This is a genomic window from Dinghuibacter silviterrae, assembly GCF_004366355.1.
In the GTDB taxonomy this organism is placed as follows: domain Bacteria; phylum Bacteroidota; class Bacteroidia; order Chitinophagales; family Chitinophagaceae; genus Dinghuibacter; species Dinghuibacter silviterrae.
The window spans coordinates 149,199-168,708 of sequence record NZ_SODV01000001.1; the positions used below are offsets into that span (position 1 = coordinate 149,199).

Annotated in this window: 13 protein-coding genes; 1 reads left to right on the forward strand and 12 read right to left on the reverse strand. The window is 56.7% G+C overall.

Annotation, left to right across the window (positions count from 1 at the left end):
- Positions 1–6: 6 nt before the first annotated feature.
- From EDB95_RS00725 to EDB95_RS00735, 3 genes are all read right to left on the reverse strand, one after another.
- Complete coding sequence (locus EDB95_RS00725) at positions 7–1,608, reverse strand: SusD/RagB family nutrient-binding outer membrane lipoprotein (protein ID WP_133989604.1); 1,602 nt, start codon at positions 1,606–1,608, stop codon at positions 7–9.
- 19 nt (positions 1,609–1,627) lie between these two features.
- Positions 1,628–4,873, reverse strand: coding sequence for a SusC/RagA family TonB-linked outer membrane protein (locus EDB95_RS00730; protein WP_133989606.1), 3,246 nt, complete (start codon positions 4,871–4,873; stop codon positions 1,628–1,630).
- 309 nt (positions 4,874–5,182) lie between these two features.
- A complete protein-coding gene (locus EDB95_RS00735; RefSeq protein WP_162852439.1) occupies positions 5,183–5,878 on the reverse strand; it encodes an SDR family NAD(P)-dependent oxidoreductase in 696 nt (231 codons plus the stop codon).
- Between the two features lie 36 nt (positions 5,879–5,914).
- Between EDB95_RS00735 and EDB95_RS00740 the strand changes: the two genes are divergently transcribed.
- Positions 5,915–7,390: an aldehyde dehydrogenase (NADP(+)) gene (locus tag EDB95_RS00740; RefSeq protein ID WP_133989610.1), complete on the forward strand. Its 1,476-nt coding sequence runs from the start codon at positions 5,915–5,917 to the stop codon at positions 7,388–7,390.
- On the opposite strand, the gene EDB95_RS00745 is transcribed toward EDB95_RS00740, so the two are convergent.
- The 9 genes from EDB95_RS00745 to EDB95_RS00785 all read right to left on the reverse strand — a co-directional run bounded on the left by EDB95_RS00745 (position 7,387) and on the right by EDB95_RS00785 (position 19,482).
- Positions 7,387–8,787: an MBL fold metallo-hydrolase RNA specificity domain-containing protein gene (locus EDB95_RS00745; RefSeq protein WP_133989612.1), complete on the reverse strand. Its 1,401-nt coding sequence runs from the start codon at positions 8,785–8,787 to the stop codon at positions 7,387–7,389. The two genes, EDB95_RS00740 and EDB95_RS00745, sit on opposite strands and share 4 nt — an antisense overlap.
- Position 8,788: 1 nt before the next feature.
- Positions 8,789–9,289, reverse strand: a complete 501-nt coding sequence (locus tag EDB95_RS00750) for a DUF4442 domain-containing protein (RefSeq protein WP_246073425.1) — start codon at positions 9,287–9,289, stop codon at positions 8,789–8,791.
- 7 nt (positions 9,290–9,296) lie between these two features.
- A complete protein-coding gene (locus tag EDB95_RS00755; RefSeq protein ID WP_133989614.1) occupies positions 9,297–9,785 on the reverse strand; it encodes a thioredoxin family protein in 489 nt (162 codons plus the stop codon).
- Between the two features lies 1 nt (position 9,786).
- Entirely contained in the window at positions 9,787–11,010 is a 1,224-nt protein-coding gene (gene lysA, locus EDB95_RS00760; protein ID WP_133989616.1) for a diaminopimelate decarboxylase, read from the reverse strand.
- 18 nt (positions 11,011–11,028) lie between these two features.
- Positions 11,029–11,748 (reverse strand): SMC-Scp complex subunit ScpB, encoded by a 720-nt coding sequence (gene scpB / locus EDB95_RS00765; RefSeq protein WP_133989618.1) that lies wholly within the window; start codon positions 11,746–11,748, stop codon positions 11,029–11,031.
- A gap of 7 nt (positions 11,749–11,755) precedes the next feature.
- Positions 11,756–12,637: an ATP synthase F1 subunit gamma gene (gene atpG / locus EDB95_RS00770; protein WP_133989620.1), complete on the reverse strand. Its 882-nt coding sequence runs from the start codon at positions 12,635–12,637 to the stop codon at positions 11,756–11,758.
- Positions 12,638–12,684: 47 nt separating this feature from the next.
- Positions 12,685–13,878 carry an MFS transporter gene (locus tag EDB95_RS00775; RefSeq protein WP_133989622.1) on the reverse strand — a complete coding sequence of 398 codons (1,194 nt, stop codon included), beginning with the start codon at positions 13,876–13,878 and terminating at the stop codon, positions 12,685–12,687.
- Between the two features lie 70 nt (positions 13,879–13,948).
- A complete protein-coding gene (locus tag EDB95_RS00780; protein WP_133989624.1) occupies positions 13,949–16,780 on the reverse strand; it encodes a TonB-dependent receptor in 2,832 nt (943 codons plus the stop codon).
- Between the two features lie 41 nt (positions 16,781–16,821).
- Complete coding sequence (locus EDB95_RS00785; protein WP_133989626.1) at positions 16,822–19,482, reverse strand: outer membrane beta-barrel family protein; 2,661 nt, start codon at positions 19,480–19,482, stop codon at positions 16,822–16,824.
- Between the last annotated feature and the right edge of the window lie 28 nt (positions 19,483–19,510).

The window sequence follows — 19,510 nt, forward strand, 5'->3', positions numbered from 1 at the left end:
AATTTTTTAAGGCATCCAGAATATCTTGCTGTCTGCGGTTACTGTTCCCTGGGCGCCCACGTTAGTGGCGTTCAGCTGGTATTCGCTGTTGGGATAAAGGACCCGGTAAGGCAGGTGGGTGGCCTTGTTGTTCGGGTCCTGGGAAAGGGGCACGTCCGGCCAGCCCGTGGTGCCGTCGGGGTTCGTCATGTCCTGGAAACGCCGGTAATCGTTCCAGGATATCATCGGGTTCAGCACGGCCCAGGCAATCCATTTCTGCATGATGATGGCCCGGATCTTCTGGTTGGTTGTCCCCGACCAGGATACGTCCTGGACGCCCGTCTGGCCATAGTAGGCCTGGGCCGCCGCCGTAGCGGTGGAGGCGGATCCGCTTCCGCTGTAGACCCCGCCCAGGTATTCGAAAGATTCTGTAATACCCTCCTGGTAGAAGTTTTCAGCGGCTGCATCCCCCCCGGAGATCCATCCCCTTTCGGCGGCCTCCGCTTGCATCAACAAGGATTCCCCGGCGCTCATCAGGACGGCCGGTACTTTTGGCCCCTGCAGAAAGCCCTGGCCGGATTGATTACCCGCATAGTGTCCCAGGCTGGAGATATTTCCCGCCGGCAGGATACCGAAGTAGGCGGCGGAATAAGACGCCGGCGACACGCCGGGTACGGAGTCGTATTCCAGCGGCAGCCGAAACGCGTCGTTTGTCTTGTTAAGGAAGTCAATGGCCGCCTGGCAGGCGCCCTGCTCCGCATAAAAACCCGTAGGGGAGCCATTGATGGTATAGCCTAAAAAGCCATAGAAGGGGTTCTGTTGGTTCCCACCGTTTGGCCCGTTCTGGTTGGCATACCCGGGCTGGATGAACGCATTTTGACCGGGTCCCAGGTAAGGGGTGGACGCCGTTACCGCAAGTTCCTGGGTGATATAGGAGGAACGTCCGCTCATCTCGCTTTGCTGAAGCAGCAGCCGCAATTTTAGCGTATTGGCGAAGGCCGCCCACAAACTCATGTTCCCCCCGAACAGGACATCGAAGCTGCCCGGGTTGCTTTCGGTGGTGTTCGATGACGTGGCATTGATCAGGTTAATGGCCGTATCCAGCAAGGTAACCAGGCTGGTATAGATCGTCTCCGCCGTATCGTATGCCGGCGTATTGACGGTGGGCGCTTTCATGGTCTGGGAATAGGGAACGTTGTTGAAATTGTCCACTAAGTAGGCGAAATCCCAGACCTCCATGATCTTGCCGATGGCCGTGTAGTCGTCGTTGTTCTGGGTGCCCGCCACCTTCTGCACGATAAAGTTGTAGTTGGTGAGGTTATAGTACAGGTTCCCCCAGCATCCGTTATAGGCCCCGTTGGTCAGGATATAGGTCAGGGTATTGGTGCTGATGGCGTATCCCCCCTTGTAGTTGATGTTCCCCAGCCAGGTGGACTGGGCATTGTAATCGCCTCCCTGGACTTCTGCTACCGTGGAAGCAAGGGCGGCGGACAAAACCAGGCTGGGACTGGTTTGGGAAGTTGACGGTTGATTGGGGTTGACCGCCAGGTTGGTCAGGTAACCTTTCCCGCAACTGCCGAGAATAAGCGCCGCCAGGGCCATCGTATATAGATAATGTATTCGCTTCATGATTCGATCCGGTTTATGGTTAGAAATTCACGGTGAGCGTTGCTCCAAAATTCCGGGTGGCCGGGAACTGGTTCTGGTCCGTATAACCCGATGCATTGGAATTGTCCGCGTTGAATTCCGGGTCTCCATAAATGTTTTGCTTGGGCACGAACATCAGGAGGTTATACCCCACCAGCGCAAAGGTCCCCCCCCGTATAAAGCTTGTGTGGGTAGAGACGAAATGGCTGAAGTCGTAGGAAAGGGAGGCTGTCCGGAGTTTCCAGGCCGCCGCGCTGACGACGAAGTTGGTGTGGGCCGTATAGCCATAAAGACCCGAGGCATAGGCATAGTTCGGGTTGCCTACCCAAAGTCCGTAATTGCCATCGGCTACGGACAGATAGGTGTTTGGCACATACTTCCCGTTCCCTTCGTCGATCTCCGAGTTCGGGAAAATAAAACGCTGCCGCCCGGCCTGGGTGGAACCAACGCCCACCCCGGTGAAGTCCAGAGAGCCCCCGATCGCTTCCACCACATTGTACCCACCCCGGTAGTCGGCCACCAGGGAGAGTGTGAAGTGCCTGTAGGAGAGAGAGGTGGTGATCCCCAGGATATACGCCGGTGTCGAACGGCCCGCGATCACGAGGTTGGGGCTTTCTTCCGGCATCCCCTGGGTGTTGACCAGGATCTTTCCATTTTTCGGATCCCTCAGGAAGTCGGCGGCCTCGATAACCGGGTAGGGTTGTCCAACGACCGCGTAGGACGTCGTCGAGTTGCCGCTGTTGTCCTGAATCTGGAACTGCTTGCCGCCGCCATATAGGGAGAGCACCTTCGATTGGTTAAAGGATACATTGGCGCCGATGTCCCAGCGCAGCCCTTGTCGACCGGTCACCAGCGGGGAAATGTTGACGGAAACCTCCTCACCCTGGCTTAGCATTTCACCCCCGTTCACATAAGCCTTTGTAAAACCCGTCTCCTGGGCAAGCCCGACCGGGAAGGTTTGGTTCCTTGTCAGCGTATGGTAGTAGTCTGCCACGACATTGATCCGGTTGTTCCAGAAACCCAGGTCCAGGCCGACCCCTTCATCCGCGGACTTTTCAGGGACCAGGTCCGGGTTGCCCAACAGGTTGGAATTCTGCAAACCTGCCAGGTTCCCGTAAGGGAAGTTGCCGGGGACGGTAAACGTGCTGGAGATCGAATAGGGTCCTACGCTCACTTCACCGGTGACGCTGTAGTTGGCCCTGATCTTACCCGAGCTTAGCCAGGGAAGGCTCGATTTGAGGGTGGGAAAGGCCTCCGTAAAGATAAAGGATCCGTCCACGGCGGGGTATAAATAACTGTTTTTGCCGGCCGAAAGGAGCGAGGTCCAGTCGTTGCGCAGCGAGCCGTGTAAGAACAAGTACCCGCCCCATCCAAGGGTCAGGTCTCCGAACACACCGATCAGGCGGCTTTCCGATATGCTTTGGGCCACGGTGGGCGAGCCAAGGGTGTAGCTGATGTTATAGAAACCCGGGATAAACGCCTGGCTGGAAGCGTCCGACTGGTTGCTCTGGTACCGGTCCCAGATCGTGTTACCCACGTAGGCGTTTATCGAGAACCGCCCAAAATTCTTGTTGAAGTTCACCTTGATGTCTTGTTGGAGACGCCTCCTGTATTGGATATAATCCGTCAGGGATCCGTTCTTGAAAGGCGTGGTCGCTGTGTTGGCAAAGGACCCCCAGGGACCCAGGCCCGCGGGCGTGGCATAATACGCGGGTACGGTATACCCGGCGACGGTGTTCTTGCCGTTTTCCCAGTCGATCGTTGCACCCAATCCGTACGATACCTTCAACCAGGGCAGGATGTCCAGCCCCAGGGCCACATTACCTGTTATCCTGTCCGTCTTGGTGATCACCCTGGAAGCGTCGATCTGGTACCAGGGGTTGGTATAGTAAGAATTGGGCCAGGCTTCGAACGGGTTGGCGAAGGGGTTGGTCTGCCAGTTTTTGAAGTCATTGATCGGCAGGTTCACCGGCAGGTTCAGGAGGTTCCAGAAGATGGGGTTACCCGAGATCGGGTCCCCACCCACCGTATTGGAGTACACTTCCGAAAAGTTCAGGTCGTACTGCGCCCAGAACTTGCCAAAGGTCCGCATATTCGCGAAGCGGAGGTTGTCCCTCCGGGACTTGTCCTTGGGAACCACCCCGCTGGTTTCTACGTCCTGGGCGGAGATGAAGTAGTTATTTTTAGCGTCCCCTCCGGAATAGGAGATATTGTTCTGGGTGGTGACGCCCGTTTTTGTAAAGGCGAGCAAAGGAGGCTTGCTGGCCGCAGAATAAGGGAGCTTCAGGTATTGCCCGGCAGCGTCCGGACCACCCATCACATACAGCGCTCCGTTAAAGGGAGGACCATAGCTTTCGTTTTCATACGGCACCATCTGGGTCATATTGGTCAGCGGATTGACCGCCCAGTAGAACGTCCCGTTGGGCCCCCCGTACCAGACCGAGGCTTCCCCTCCATATCCGCCGAACTGGTTTTGCAGCTTCGGATAGTAAGAGAGGTGCTGGGCCTGCACCGTCGAACTGAATGTGATCCGGGGTTTGCCGTCGGGGCTTCCGTGTTTGGTGGTGATGATGACGACACCGTTGGAAGCTTCAGATCCATACAAGGCAGAGGCGCTGGCCCCCTTCAGAACGGTCACATTTTCCACGTCCTGCGGGTTGAGGCTGCCCAGGATGTCGGCCGTGACGATCACACCGTCGAGCACGATCAGGGCCTGGTTGTCCGCGGTGATATGGCGTTCCCCGCGAAGAATGATCCGGAAGTCCGGGTTGACGCTGTTGTTCACTTCCGTGATCTGCAACCCCGCTACCCTGCCCGTAAGACCTGATTGAAGGTCCACGGGGCTCCCGACATTAAGGTCTTTCGCCCCGACCGTCGCCGTACTATAGCCGATTTCCTTTGGTTGACGTTTGATCCCCATCGCCGTAACCACGATATCGGACAGGCTGCTGGTTTCCCGGGCGACGGTAATAACCGCCGCACCGGTGGTCCCGGTAACGGTATATTGCGAGGGCGCTATGCCGACTCCCGTAATAAGAAGGGCTTCACCTTTGGGTGCTGAAATGGTGAAGTTGCCGTCTTTGTCTGCGGCTACGCCTGTTTTGCCATGACGGAGTTTGATGCTGGCGAACGGTACCGGCTGACCTTTGTCGTCGAGTACCCTTCCTTTCACGGTCACCAATGCCTGACCGTATAGCACGGAGCATAGGAGGCATATCGCCCCCAGGAGAAGTAAGAATTTTCTCATATCTCGTTTGGTTTAGGTTTCTAGGTTTCTAGGTTTCAATACTCTAGTGAATCGACGCAAGGGGGAAGCAAGCGGGGGCGGGTTAAGGGGATAGGGCTGCGAATAGGGAGCGGGTTGGGGTAAAATCTAGAAAAGAAGAATTTTGAAATGATCTAGACTACACAGAAGCTGTTATAAAAATAACACCGTCAAAAATGAAATCAAAGGATCTTTTTGGGGTCCTAGCAATAATTATAGGACACAAACAGCGCCCGATACGCTGCTCGTTAATACATCTACTTGATAATCAAAATTTACAATCTTATCCAGTTATGCCTGGTTATACACTTTCCAGACAGGGTCCCGCAGGGGGGCGGCGGCATCGGTGCAGATAAAGTGAAAGATTTCTGCCAGTTGCGAGGGAGTGACCCAGGTTTTCGGATCGGCGTCAGGCATGTTTTTTCGGTTGGCGGGTGTATCGATGGTCGAGGGCACGACCACGTGCGCTACGACGTCCTTTCCCTTGGCCTCTACGTTGAGTACTTCAGCCAGTTGAAACAGCAATGACTTGCTCAGGGCGTATGCCAGCGCGTGTTTCCCCTGGGAGGGGACAAGGGCCGGGCGGGCGCCGATAAAGATAAGCCTGCCCTTACCCGCGCGCAGCATCTGCGCAAACAGGGGGCGGGCGATATAATAGGCCGTTTCGAAGTTGAGTCCTATCATTTTCCGGACGTCGGCCCCTTTGGTATCGGCCACGCCCCCCATGGCAAAACCACCCACCAGCATCAGGGCGGCATCGATGGTTTTGTAGGTCCTTAAGGATTCCTCTACGAGGGACTGCGCTTCCTCCTCCTCAGAGAGGTCTACCACCTGCACATCCAGGAGAGGGTGCGTCCCCAGCGCTTTCTTTTCCAGCTCCTCCCGAACGGTTGCGATCACCCGGAAACCCTTGTCCAGAAAGAAAGAGACCACTGTCTTTCCGAGCCCGCCGGCGGCCCCGGTGATGAGTATTGTACGTTCTGCCACTTGGTACCTGTTTTGTAGGCTAAATTTATAGAAAATATGCCTGTGACCTATAACGACATTTCCCTACCGGACCTGGACAGGACACTGACCCTGGCCACCCAGGCCTTTGTCCCCTACAAAAACACCTCCCTTCGCGCCCGGAGGGATTTTCTCCACCGGGTCGCCACCGGTCTCGAAGCGGACAGGGACGCCCTCGTCCGGCTGGCCGCGGGGGAAACCCACCTGGGGACCGACCGCCTGGCCGGTGAAGTGGCCCGAACCTGCTGGCAGCTCCGCAGCTACGCAGACGGTGCCCTGGCGGGACACGCGCTCGAAGCCCGGATCGACACGGCCCTGCCCGACCGCAAACCCGCACCGCGGGTAGATATCCGGAAGATGATGGTGCCCCTGGGACCCGTTGCCGTTTTTGGATCGAGCAACTTCCCCTTTGCCTATTCCACGGCCGGCGGTGACACCGCCTGCGCCCTGGCCGCCGGCTGCCCGGTGGTCGTCAAAGCGCACCCCGCCCACGCCTCTACCTCAGAACGGGTCGCTGGGATCGTGCTGGAAGCAGCGGAAAAGAGCGGTATGCCCGCCGGGGTTTTTGCCCATGTACACGGGGCCTCCTTCGAAATCGGGAAAGCCCTCGTCACCCACCCGTTTATAAAAGCTGTCGGTTTTACGGGATCCACCGCCGGGGGCAAGGCCTTGTTTGACTGGGCCAATCTGCGCCCCAAACCCATCCCGGTATTCTCCGAAATGGGGAGCATCAACCCCGTTTTCTTACTTCCCGGCAAATTGGAAGAATCGGCCCCAACGGTGGCGGCTCAATACACAGCCTCCATCACCCAGGGTGTCGGCCAGTTTTGTACCAACCCCGGTTTGTTGATCGGCATCAAAAGCCAGGGGCTGGACATATTTGTTGAGGAGCTTTCCAGGGCCATCGCAAAGGTGCCCTCCGCGCCCATGCTACACCCGGGCATTGCCAAAGCCTATGCGGAGAAAAGAGCGGCTGCGCTCAAACAGGCGGGTGTCGACACCCTGGCCACGGGTATCGAGGGACCGGAAGGCCTCCCCACACTGGCCAGCACTACCGCTGCGCGATTTCTTGAAAACCCCCTCCTCCACCAGGAGGTCTTCGGTCCTTATTCATTACTGGTCGTCTGTGAAAACCCCGGGGAAATGCTCGCGGTGGCCCAACATATCGAAGGACAACTGACCAGCACCCTCGTGGCGACGGAGTCCGAGTTCCACGCACACCCCGGGTTGGTGGAAACCATCCAGCAACGCTGTGGACGGTTTATCTGGAACGGTGTCCCCACGGGCGTCGAGGTCGTCCCCTCCATGCAACACGGAGGCCCCTACCCTGCCACGACGGATAGCCGTTTTACCTCTGTGGGCGAAGACGGGATCAAGCGCTTTATGCGCCCGTTATGTTTCCAGCAATTCCCGGATCACTTGCTCCCGGAGGCACTTCAGGACGCCAATCCCCTGGGGATCTGGCGGCTCGTCAACGGGGAGTGGAAGCGCTAGAGCTCAAACACCTGGTGCCGTTCGGGAATTTCCACGTTGGTAAATCCCTTCTCCGCCAGGTGCTTCTGAAACCCCTGCTGCACCGGGTACTCCCCATGCACGACAAACACTTTCCGCACCTTGGTGGGGTCCTGCCCCGCCAGGAAGTGCAGGAGGTCCTGGTAGTCCCCGTGGGCACTCATGCTGCGCATCTGCCCCACTTCTGCCACCACGGCGTATTCGTCCCCGTAGATGTGCACCTTTTTGGCGCCCCCGATCAGGTGTCCGCCCAGGGAATGGGGTTCACAATATCCGACGATGAGGATGGTATTTTTCTGGTCCCCGATATTGTTGGCAATATGATGCTTGACACGGCCCGCGTCGGCCATCCCGCTGGCGGAAATGATGACCATCGGATCGGTCCGCCCGTTCAGGGCCTTGGAGGCTTCCGCGTCCTGTATGTATTGAAGCCCCTTGAAGTCAAAGGGATCGCTGTCGACTTTCAGGACGCCCGTGATATAGTCGTTGAAGTTTTCGGGATGCTTTTTGACCACCTGCGTCGCTTCATAACTGAGCGGGCTGTCCACGTAGTAGTCCAGGGAAGGCAGCTTATGATCGAGCTCCAGTTGGTTGAGCATAAACAACAACTCCTGGGTGCGCCCAACGCTAAACGCGGGGATGATGAGCTTCCCCTTCTTTTGGAGACAGGTCTTGGTGATCCAGTCCAGGAGCACTTCAGCAGCGTCGGCTACCTGCAGGTGAAGACTGTCCCCGTAGGTGGACTCGATCAGAATATAGTCCGCCTGGGGAATGGCCTGGGGACTTTTCAGGATCAGGTCCTTGTAGCGGCCGACGTCCCCGCTGAAGGTAAGGTGTGTTTCGCGACCGCCGGAAGTGATCTTCAAGGAAACGGCTGCGCTCCCGATGATATGTCCGGCGTCGGTATACAACAATTCCAGACCAGGCTCGATTTGAAAAAACGACCCATAGGGCACCACCTGGAAGAGATCCATGGCCTTCCGTGCGTCTTCGATACCATACAACGGTTCGATCGGGGGTAACCCCTTTTGGGCGCGCTTCTTGTTCTCGAAGTGGGTATCGTCCCGCTGGATCTCCGCAGAATCTTCCAACAGCACGGCACACAGGTCCCGGGTGCCGGAGGTCGCAAAGATCTTGCCTTTGAAACCGTCCTTGACCAGCTTGGGCACCAGGCCCGAGTGGTCGATGTGGGCATGCGACAGGATGAGGTAGTCCACGGTTTGTGCGTCAAAACCAAACACCCCGTTGAGCGTGTCTGTTTCTTTGCCCATGCCCTGGAACATCCCACAATCGAGCAATACCTGCCTTCCGTTGTCGAGGGTCAGGAGGTGTTTGGAGCCGGTCACCGTCCGCGCCGCCCCGTGAAAACCAATCTTCATGTCAATGCTGTTTTTGTTTGAAAGACCAGGTGATCCAGAATTCCGCTACGCAATCCCCGGAGGCGTCGATTCCCACCGTATAGGCCTTGCAGGTCTGTGGCTGACCCCGGTTCACCGCGTATTGTACGGCAGCCTGCAGCAACCGCCCGTCCTTGCAGATAAAACGGGTGACGCCCCTTGCTTTTTTATGAAATTTCGATTCCATGGCGGTCACCAGCATGGACACCGCGCGGTCCGTATCCCGGACGTGCAGCATGGCCAGGATGCCCGTGCTTATCTCGCCCGCCATCGCCAGGCAGGCAAAATACGTCGACCGGAAAGGATTCCGGGTAAACCAGGAATAAGGGACCGACACCATGCATTCTTCATCCCCCAGACCCCTGATCCGCACGCCGGCAAAAAGGGCGCTTGGCATAAACCGCAACAGGAAAAAGGAGAAAGACCAGCCCCTGGAAATCATCCGGAGAAAACGCTCTTTCGGGGTGGTGGGAAAGCTGTTCATCGCTTTTCTAATAGGAGGCTGGATCCAGTGCGCGTGGCGACCAATCGTCCAGGAAAGATAAGATCATTTTTTTGTTATATCCCTTCCCTTGCTCCAGGTATTCCGAGTTCTGGATGTGGACCACGGTACCCCGGTCATTGACGATGACAAAAACGGGGAATCCAAACCGTTGGGGATACCCGAGCCTCGCCATCAACGGCAGGTTCATATTTTCTTTGGAAAAATTGACATGAAGGACGACGAAATCCGTGTTGAGCGCGGAATCGATCTGGTGATCGGTGCCGCTCAGTTCTGCAAAACGGGCGCACCATACACACCAGTTGCCACCGATCTCGACAAAGACATTCTTGTGGGCCGCCGACGCCGACTTCACCGCCCGTTGAAGACCGGCGGCAGCATCCTCCTCCGGGTGATAGGCGTGGAAGGTGCTCAGGTCCTGGGCCTGAAGCGCTCCGAAGACACCCAGCACACAGGCCAGCAATACATATCTTTTCATATCATTCGGTTGCACTGAGTTGCGGCGCCTCATACACCTGACCCCTCAACAGGTCCTCGAACACATCCCGCTTCCGGATCAGCCGGGCCTCACCCTTTTCCACCATCACCTCCGCCGGCCGCAGACGGGAGTTGAAGTTCGAGGACATCTCGAACCCGTAGGCCCCGGCATTATAGAAGACCAGGAGGTCGCCCTCCCGCACCTCGTTGAGCTTGCGGTCCCAGGCAAAGGTATCCGTTTCACAGATATGACCGACCACGGTATATATGCGTTCCGCGCCACCGGGGTTGGACAGGTTTTCTATCCGGTGATAGGCATCGTAGAACATGGGACGAATCAGGTGGTTAAACCCGGAATTCACCCCCACGAAGACAGTGGCCGTGGTTTGCTTGATCACGTTTGCCTTGACCACCAGGTATCCGGACTCGCTGACCAGGTATTTGCCCGGCTCGAACCAGACTTCCAGGGAACGGCCATATTCTTTTGAAAAGGCGGCAAAGGCCGCGCATACTTTTTTACCCAGCGTGTCCACGTCGGTTTCCGGCTCGCCTTCCTGGTAGGGCACCTTAAACCCGCTGCCCAGGTCGATAAATTCCAGCCGGTCGAAGTGACGGGCCTCTTCGAACATGACCTCCAACCCCTGGAGAAAAACGTTCACGTCTTTGATTTCACTGCCGGTATGCATGTGCAGCCCGTTGACGTGGATCTTGAACGTCTTGACGATCCGCTCGATGTGCCGGATCTGGTGGATGGAAATCCCGAACTTGCTGTCCACGTGACCCGTGGAGATCTTATAGTTCCCACCTGCCATGATGTGGGGATTGAGCCGGATACACACCGGGTAAGAACCCCCGAACTTATTGCCAAACTGCTCCAGGATGGAGATGTTGTCGATGTTCAGCAGCACGCCCAGTTCCTTGGCCTGGACGATCTCTTCCAGGTCCACGCAATTGGGCGTGAACAGGATGTTCCCGGGCTCGAAACCGGCCAGGAGACCCAGCTTCACTTCGTTGATGCTGACGCAATCCAGCCCGGCGCCCAAAGCGCGCATATACCGAAGTACATTGATATTGGTCAGGGCCTTACAGGCGTAGAAAAAGCGCGCGCTGCAAGCCGAAAAAGCACGTTGCAGCTTGCCATATTGGATGGCAATTTTATCGGCGTCGTATATATATACAGGGGTCCCGTATTCACGGGCAATATGGATCAGTTGTTCGTTGGTCATTGGGAAAAAATTTGTCAGTCAGGACTCGGGATCTGGTTGTTGTTCTTCTTCAGTGGTCTGTTCGGGCTCGTCGCCCTTTGCGCCCGCCACGAGGTCGCCGCTGGCGCTCACCGACAACCGGTCTTCCTCCTCCAGGCGATCGGTCTCAACAGGATGGTCATTCGTCACGACAAAGGGCAACACCGGTTGCTCCAAAAGGACCTCCTTGATCGTAGGCAGCTCCGCGGCCGAATTCAACCCGAAATAGTCCATAAAGGTCCGCGAGGTCGAATACACCAGGGGTTTACCCGGCAACTCCTCATTCCTGCCGGAGATGACGATCAGCTCCTTCTCCAGGAGCTTCTGCACGGAATAGTCGCTGTTGACACCGCGGATCGATTCGATCTCTCCTTTGGTGATGGGCTGTTTATAGGCGATGATGGCCAGTGTCTCCAGGGCCGCGGCGCTCAACCGTTTGAGGAACTTGTCCCCGACCAGGAGCGCCACCGTTTTGTGGTATTCCTTTTTGGTCAGGAACTGCCAGCCACCGCCGCTTTCCCGGACCTCGAAGGGATAAAACTCCGAAGCGTATTTCTCGCGGATGGCTTCCAGCGCCGCCTCGACCTGTTCGGGCACCGCCCGGTCTTCGATAAAGCCAAGGGCGTTGTTGACCAGGTCGAGCAATTCGGCATTGGTCAACGGTTTGTCGCTCGCAAAGATCAACACTTCGATATGGGGAATGATCTGGCTTAGCTCCATAATTGCATCAGCCTTGTAAGGCGGCTGCCCCGCTGACGATCTCGGTAAGTTCGGTGGTAATGGCCGCCTGGCGGGCCCGGTTGTACGAAATCTTGAGGTTGCGCAAGAGCTCGTTGGCATTTTCGGTGGCCTTGTCCATGGCGGTCATCCTGGCCCCGTGCTCCGAAGCATTGGCGTCCAGGACGGCCTTGAACAACTGGGTATTGAGGATCTTCGGCATGAGCTCGGCCACGAGCGCTTCTTTGGAAGGGTCGAAAATAAAGTCCGCCTTTTTGGCGCCGGCCTTGCTCTCCACCTTGGCGATGGGGAGGAAAGGCTCCACCTTGAAGACCTGGGTGGCAGCGTTGCGGAATTCGCTATAGACGATCTCCACGGCGTCGAATTCCTTGTCCAGGAAGGCCTTCATGGCCGCCTGGGCGGCCTGTTGGACCTGCTCGAAGGACAGGTGCAGGAAAATGTCTTTGTAGGAGGCGCTCACCTTGAACCGGTTGCGCTCGAAATATTCAAAGCCTTTTTTACCAATACCCCAGACCGTGACCTTTCCGGCGGCTAAGGCAGCCGGGTATTTCTGTTGCATGGACTGGCGGGCCAATTTGATCACGTTCGAGTTATAGCTCCCGCAGGTACCGCGGTCGGATGTGATGACAATGTACAATACGCGTTCTACCGGCCGTTGGGTCGCCAGGTTCAGCCCCAGATCTCCATCCGTGTTGCTCACGATATTGGCCAGCACTTCCTGCAGCTTCTGGGCGTAGGGACGCATCTGGAGGATGGCGTCCTGGGCGCGGCGCAGCTTGGCGGCGCTCACCATTTTCAATGCCTTGGTGATCTGCTGGGTTCCCTGGATGGATTTGATGCGGAGGCGTACTTCTTTTAACTGACCACTCATAACTGGTAAAAATTGGGGGCAAAGGTAAGCGAAAACAGGGGAAATACCTACAAAACGGCTCTTCCCCGGGATATTCTCGCCACGGGTCCGTTCCCGAACGATTCCAACAGGACGGCCACCGCCGCCACGGAGATCAGCCCCAGCCCCGACAGACAAACCCCGGTCCAGCCCCCCGCATTCCAGGCCAGGCTGCCCAGGGTCGACCCCAGGGTCCCCCCAATGAAGTACGAGGTCATATAGATGGTGTTCAACCGCGTCCTGGCTTCCGGCAGCAACCGGTAGTTCCGGGCCAGGTTGGGGACGTGTGCGCACTGCACGCCGATGTCCAGTAAAATGACCCCCGCCACGACGATGCCTACGCTCCAATCGGCCCTAAACAGGATCAAAAACCCCAGGATCATCAGCCCGATCCCGATCCGGATGGGGACAACGGCGCTGCGCCTGTCCGCGATACGGCCCACCAGCGGGCTGGCCAGGGCGCCACCGGCCCCGATCACACCAAACAAGCCGATCACCGAAAGGCTGTACCCGAAAGGCGGGGCTTCCAGGAAAAAAGCGAGGGTCGCCCAGAAGGCGGAGACCGCCGCAAACAGCGAGGCCCCGATGAGCGAACTTTGGCGGATAACCGGTTGCGTCCTTAAAAGGTGCCACAGGGATGTCATCAACTCCCGATATGAACCCTTAAAGGACGGCCGCTCGGACGGCAAAGTGGCGTTCAATAGCAATGCCATCACCACCATCAACCCCGAAGCCACGTAGTATACGCCCCTCCAGCCCAATTCCTGGGCCACAAAACCCGCCAGCGTCCGCGACAACAGGATCCCCGTCAGCAGGCCGCCCATCATGGAGCCCACGACCCGCCCGCGTTCCTCTTCTTTGGCCAGTTGGGCGGCAAAGGGGATGAATACCTGGCAGGCCGTGGTGGATATCCCGACCACCAGGGACGCCGCCTTCAACCAGCCGATGGTGGGCGACATGGCCGCGCCCAGCATCGCCACGGCCGCAAACCAGTGCATCCATACAATGAGCTTATTCCGGCTGATCATATCGCCTAAGGGAACAATAAAGAAAAGACCGAGCAGGTAACCCGCCTGGGTGAAAATATTGACAAAGGCCGCCGAGCGTTCGCTAACGGCAAAACTCCGGGACAATTCGCCCAAAAGCGGCTGGCAGTAATAGATATTTCCTACGAGAATGGCGCATCCCGTCGCCATGATGTACCTCAGCTTATTGGTCAGCATAATGATGCAAAAATAAGCCGGCCCCCGCGCCCGGATCAAACCATTGATTACAAAAATCAAACATTCGGGTTTACTGTGGCATGACCATTACCCCGTCCCTAGGCTTGACCGTTTTTTGTATACCCTTGAATTTCTGGAATTTATAAGCAAAACTCAGCATGACATAGCGGTTCAGCACACTGCTCTGGACATCCTGTGTGTACGTCCCGGTGGAGGTCCGGGAGATGCTCGCGTTGCTGTTGAAAAGGTCGTTGACCCCCAGCCGGATCACCCCTTTTCTTTTGAGGACGCGTTGTTCCAGCCAGACATTCATCAGCGCTATGTTTTTACCGATCCCGGCCTGAAGCCCCTCATTCAGGCTATACCGGAACTCGTAGTTGAGACTAAAGGTCTTTAAAAAGTCCACCCGGCCCGTTTGCGTAAAGGCCCAGGTACTGAAGGTCCCGGTCCCCATGGTGTCCAGGGCATAGTGTGTCCAGTTGCCGGTATAATTGACCCCGGCCGTCAGCTCCAGCCATTGTTTGCGGTAATATTCCACGGTCGCGCTTTGAAACACCACCCAGTTGTGCCCGGTGCTGGGGAGGCTACTTACGAAGCTGGCGTGGTCGGGGTTCTGCACCAGGCTGACGTCGTTGGTATAGGTCGCGTTCCCGATAAACGTCAACACCCACGTGCGGTGCTTGAAGGGCTCGGAGAACACATACAGGGCGTTGACGTTGTAATAGCCGTTGAGGTTCTGGGGACGGTTGGCCTGCCCGGTGTCGGCTAAGATGATGGTGTTGTTGACGATGCGGTGCCGGATAATGCTGGCGTTGAGAAAGGTAAACAGCATTTTGCCGGTACCCAGGTTGAACTGGTTGTAGTTGGCGCTGAAGGTGTGCGTATACTGTGGCTTCAGGTCCGGGTTCCCGTACGTGATGAACAAGGGGTTGCTGTAGTCCGCCAGGGGCTGGAGCTGGGTGATGGACGGCTGGCTGATCGCGGTGTTGTAGCGGAAGGTGAAAATCTTTGTCCGGGCAAAGTTGTACGTAAAGGTCGCCTGCGGCAAAAAGTTCACGCGGCTTTGCGCGGTGGCCGGCAGGGTATCCTTCAGGTCCGATCCCCCCGTCAGAGAGGTGGGCTGCAATCCAAAGCCGATCGTATAATTGTATTTCTTTTTATTCTCCCGGAAATTGAGCCCCGCCTGGTGGGTGATAAAGTGAGAGGTATACGCGTTGCTCAACTGGGGGCTAAAAAAGCTTCCCGTGTCCGTCACCAGGTAGGTGCGCTTGTCGTTGTAGCTGGTGGCGTTGTTATACAGATAGTACGCCTCCATCGATTTGTCTTTGGACAGCGGTTCCGTATAAGAAAAACGGACGCCGTTGTTGCTCGTCCTCGTGTGCAGGTTATAGTGCTGGTGCAGGGAATCCACCACCCCCTGCCCGGTGGTCAGGTTGTCGTCCTGCTCACTCGTTGTCGACGTACCCAGGTTGGCGTTGACGGAAAACGTCCGTCCCGGCCGTTCGAACCGGTGACGGAAAAGAATGGTCCCGCTTAGGTTCGGGCTGCTGTTGGACCCCTGGTAGGCCTGGATCCCGCCACCCGACACCACCTTTTGGGCATCCAGGCTGGTAAAGTCCATATTGTTGTCCTGGTTCATCGTGGCGTAGGTCAGCACGGGGCTGATCTTCATCGAGTTCACAGAGTCGATCGTGTATTCGATGTTTAGGTAGAACCGGTGGTTTTGCTGGATCGTCCGGGTGTGCTGATGTTGATTCCGGTAATACGTGGAATCGGGGAAAAAGTATTGCTGCGCCGTCTGCTGATCCATCACCGTGGACCCGTATCCATACAGGTAACTGCCATACACGCTCAGCTTTTTTCCCCACTGGTCCACGTAGTTCACGCCCCCCGAGTGCGCCGTCGTTACCCCCGTCTGGTTGCTGTTACCCCCCGCCGACATAAAACCCATGTCCCCGTTGTTGGCCATGTTGGTTAGGGAATTAGCCCCTCCCGTGTTGGACATGGTGTTCATATAGTTGCTCATAAATCCCCCCATACCCAAAGACAGCCCCGGCGTATTAAAGGAGAAAAGGTTGCTGTTGATGTTATTGGAGTTACCGATCAAAGACAACTGCTGGTCGTTGTTAAACCGGTTGGCCGTAAGGCTCGCCTGGTAGCGACCGTCGGTTCCGCCCCCGGCCGTAGCCCGGGCGAAATACCCCCCGTTGACCCCTTTTTTCAGGGTGATGTTGATGATCTTTGTCCGCTGCCCGTCGTCAAAACCCGAAAACTTCGCCTGGTCGCTCTTTTCATCGATCACCTGGACCTTTTCCACGATGTCGGCCGGCAGGTTCTTTGTCGCCATTTTCGGATCGCTCCCAAAAAAGTCTTTCCCATTGACCTTGATCTTTGTCACCGTCTGTCCGCCCGCCGTGACCGACCCGTCCGCGCCTACCTGTATCCCCGGCATTTTTTTAAAAAGGTCTTCGACCGTCGCATCTTCTTTTACGGTGTAGGCGCTCGCCCTGTATTCGATCGTGTCCGTCTTCAGAACAATGGGCGGTGACTCGATGAGGATGTCCTTCATCCGCACAATAAAAGGCGCCAGGTCGATGGCGCCCACATCCGTTTGCATCGAGGCCGGGTACTGGTATGCCCGTGTCTGGTAGCCCACATAGCTAAACATCAGGACGAAGTCCCCCTTCGCCTCCCTGTGGATAAAAAACCGGCCCCGGCTATCGGTCAGCGTACGGGTGGAATCCTTCCCGCCCAGGTCCACAAAAGTCACTACCGCCCCTTCCATGGACTGGCCGGAAGCGGAATCCCGTACCACACCCGATACAGGAGTCTGGCCCAGGGCGAGGTGGGCAACGAGAAAAGCGATGCAGGTGAACAGTGGTCTCATGGTTGGGAGCGTCATACACAATATAGGATGCAAAAACCACGAATTTGTTACACCCGTCACCTGCTTACGCCGCCCGGCATTTTTGCACCCGCGCGAATTTGTTGGAACTTCCAGGTGAACGAAGCCAGGACAAACCTGCCCATGACCGTATTTTGATCGTCTTCCGTATACCCTTGGCCCCACCCATGGGAATACCCCACGGCGTTGTCGAACAAGTCGTTGACCGACAGGGCCAGGATGCCTTTTTCATGGAGAATACGCTTTTCCAGGACCATGCTCATCAGGGTAATCGTCGGGCTGACGCCAGGGGGGACATTCTCGTTGATGGTGTAGGAAAAAGTATACCGCAACGACAGGTCCCCGATGACATCCACGCGTCCTTCCTGTCTAAAGGCCCAGGAGGATACACGGTTGGCAGCCGTAGCCGCCAGGGAATACACACTGTTGTTAAACGTATATACCCCCTCCGAGGTCAGGTCCAGCCATTTGCCCATGGTCACCATCAGGCGCAACCCCTGCGCACCCGTCCAGTTTTTTCCGGTATTGCGCACCCCGGACTGGAGGCTGACGTTTTGGTTATACCCCAGGCTGCCGTTGGCCGACAGGGTAAACTGTCGACCCCAAAAGGGCCGCGAGTAGTTATAGGAACTCCCGATCGAGTAATTGCCCTGTATGTTCACCGGCTGGACCACCTGTTTGCCGCCGGTGAGCAGGGTGATGTTGCTGACGATCGCGTTTTGCTGGACGGTGGAGTACCCGTTTAGAAAAAACGAGCGCCCCGTAAGCCGGTCCAGGTCGTTATAGCTGACCCGGAAGTTGTGGTTGAACGAGGGTTTCAGGTTGGGATTCCCTTCGGCCACAAAAAGTGGGTTGGTATAATCCGGCACGGGTTGAAGTTGCGCGATGCTGGGTTGCTGGGTAGCGCCATTGTAATAAAAGTGGATCCGCCTGTTGGCGCTGAACTGGTAGTAAAAACTGGCGACGGGCACCACCTCCAGAGAGGGCTGCCGGAACGTCCGGGGCGTGTCCATGATAACCGAACGGCTGTCCAGGAGGGTAGGCTGAACCCCCAGCCCCACCTGGTAGTTGTACTTTTTATTCCCCTGGCGGAAATTCACGGCGATCCTGTGGGTGACCAACACATTGTCAAACGAATTGGTGAGGCTGTCGTTCAGGGATTTATTGAGCGCACTGATGTCGTAAACGTCTTTCGCGGACAGGTTTTCGTTGCGGTTATAGTTATACGACACCTCCATGCTTTTGTTCTTCCCAAGGGGTTCGACATAGTTGAGGCTGGCGGAATACTGTTGTTTCCGGGTATGGATGTCGCTGGTCTGCCAAATCGTATCCAACAGGGAAGGCGTGTAAATGTGGTTGGTGGAGAAATTATTGTCGGTTTCCCGGACGGGACCGGGTCCCGCGCTGACATTGGCGGTTAGGGCCCGCCCCGGTTTTCCAAACCGGTGCAGCCAGGTCACCGTTCCTGAAAGGTTGGGCGATGTGTTGTCCGCGCTGTACGCCTGGGTCCCCTGGCTCGTCGTATCGCCGGCCGCATCCTCGAAGCTGAAGGCGTTGGCCGTCTGCCGGTGGTTGATGCCATAGTTCAGGCTGGGGCGAAAAATCACGGTATCATTTTTGCCCACGCCATAACCCAAAGCCATTTGGATAGAATGGGTCTGCTGACGGCTGTCCGAGTGCACATCCTGCAGATAGATATACGAGGTATCCAGGAAATATTCCCGCCTGGACCACTGATCCGTAATGGAATGGCTCGTGCTGTAATTGTAGCTGCCGGTGAGCGTCAGGTGAGCCGCCAGCTTTCCCGAAAAGTTCACGCCCATCGAAGCGGCATTATTGTCCGGGGGGCCGGAGGTGGTCGCCCCCGATGTAATATTGGTCCCGTTGGTATTGTTGGCGCCCCCGATCAAGGCCAGTTGCTGATCCTGGTCGAAGCGAAAAGCCCGCACCGCGCTCAGGTAACGGCCATCGTTTCCGGCCCCGGCGGTCAGGTTCCCAAAATAGGAGTCCATCCGGTTCTTTTTGATGGAGAGGTTAATCACCTGTTCCCTTTCCCCGTCGTCAAACCCCGTCAGTTTAGCTTGCTCACTTTTGTCGTCGATCACCTGTATTTTGTCGATGATCTCCGCGGGTATGTTTTGCGTGGCCAGTTTCGGGTCCCCCAGGAAAAAGTCTTTCCCGCCGATCCTGATCTTTGTCACGGGCCGGCCGTAGGCGGTAATATTGCCGTTTTGGTCTACCTGTATACCGGGCAGCTTCCGGAGCAGGTCTTCCAGCACGGCGTCCTTTCGTACAGGATAGGCATCCGACCGGTATTCCACCGTGTCTTCCTTGAGCCGTATGGCAGGCGCCTCGATCACGACTTCCTGCATCTCACGCACCTGGGGGACCAGGGCGGTATTGCCCAGGTCCCCCCTGGTTCCCGCCCGCAGCAAACGCGTCTGCGTGCGATAGCCTATAAAGCTCACCACGACGAAGACGTCCCCGGGGGGAACCTTTTTTATTTCGTAGATCCCTGATGTATCTGTAGACACCCGGAGGGAATCCCTCCTGCCCTGGGCCACCACGCAAACCACCGCCCTTTCCAGGGGTTTGTGCGAAACCGAATCGGTAACCGTGCCCGACAAGGTCTGGGCCGACGCCCTCCACCCGATCAGCCCACCTATCACGGTTAGCACCAGCAGTATACTTGTCTTCATAGAAAACCAGGCAGACAAGATACCGAAC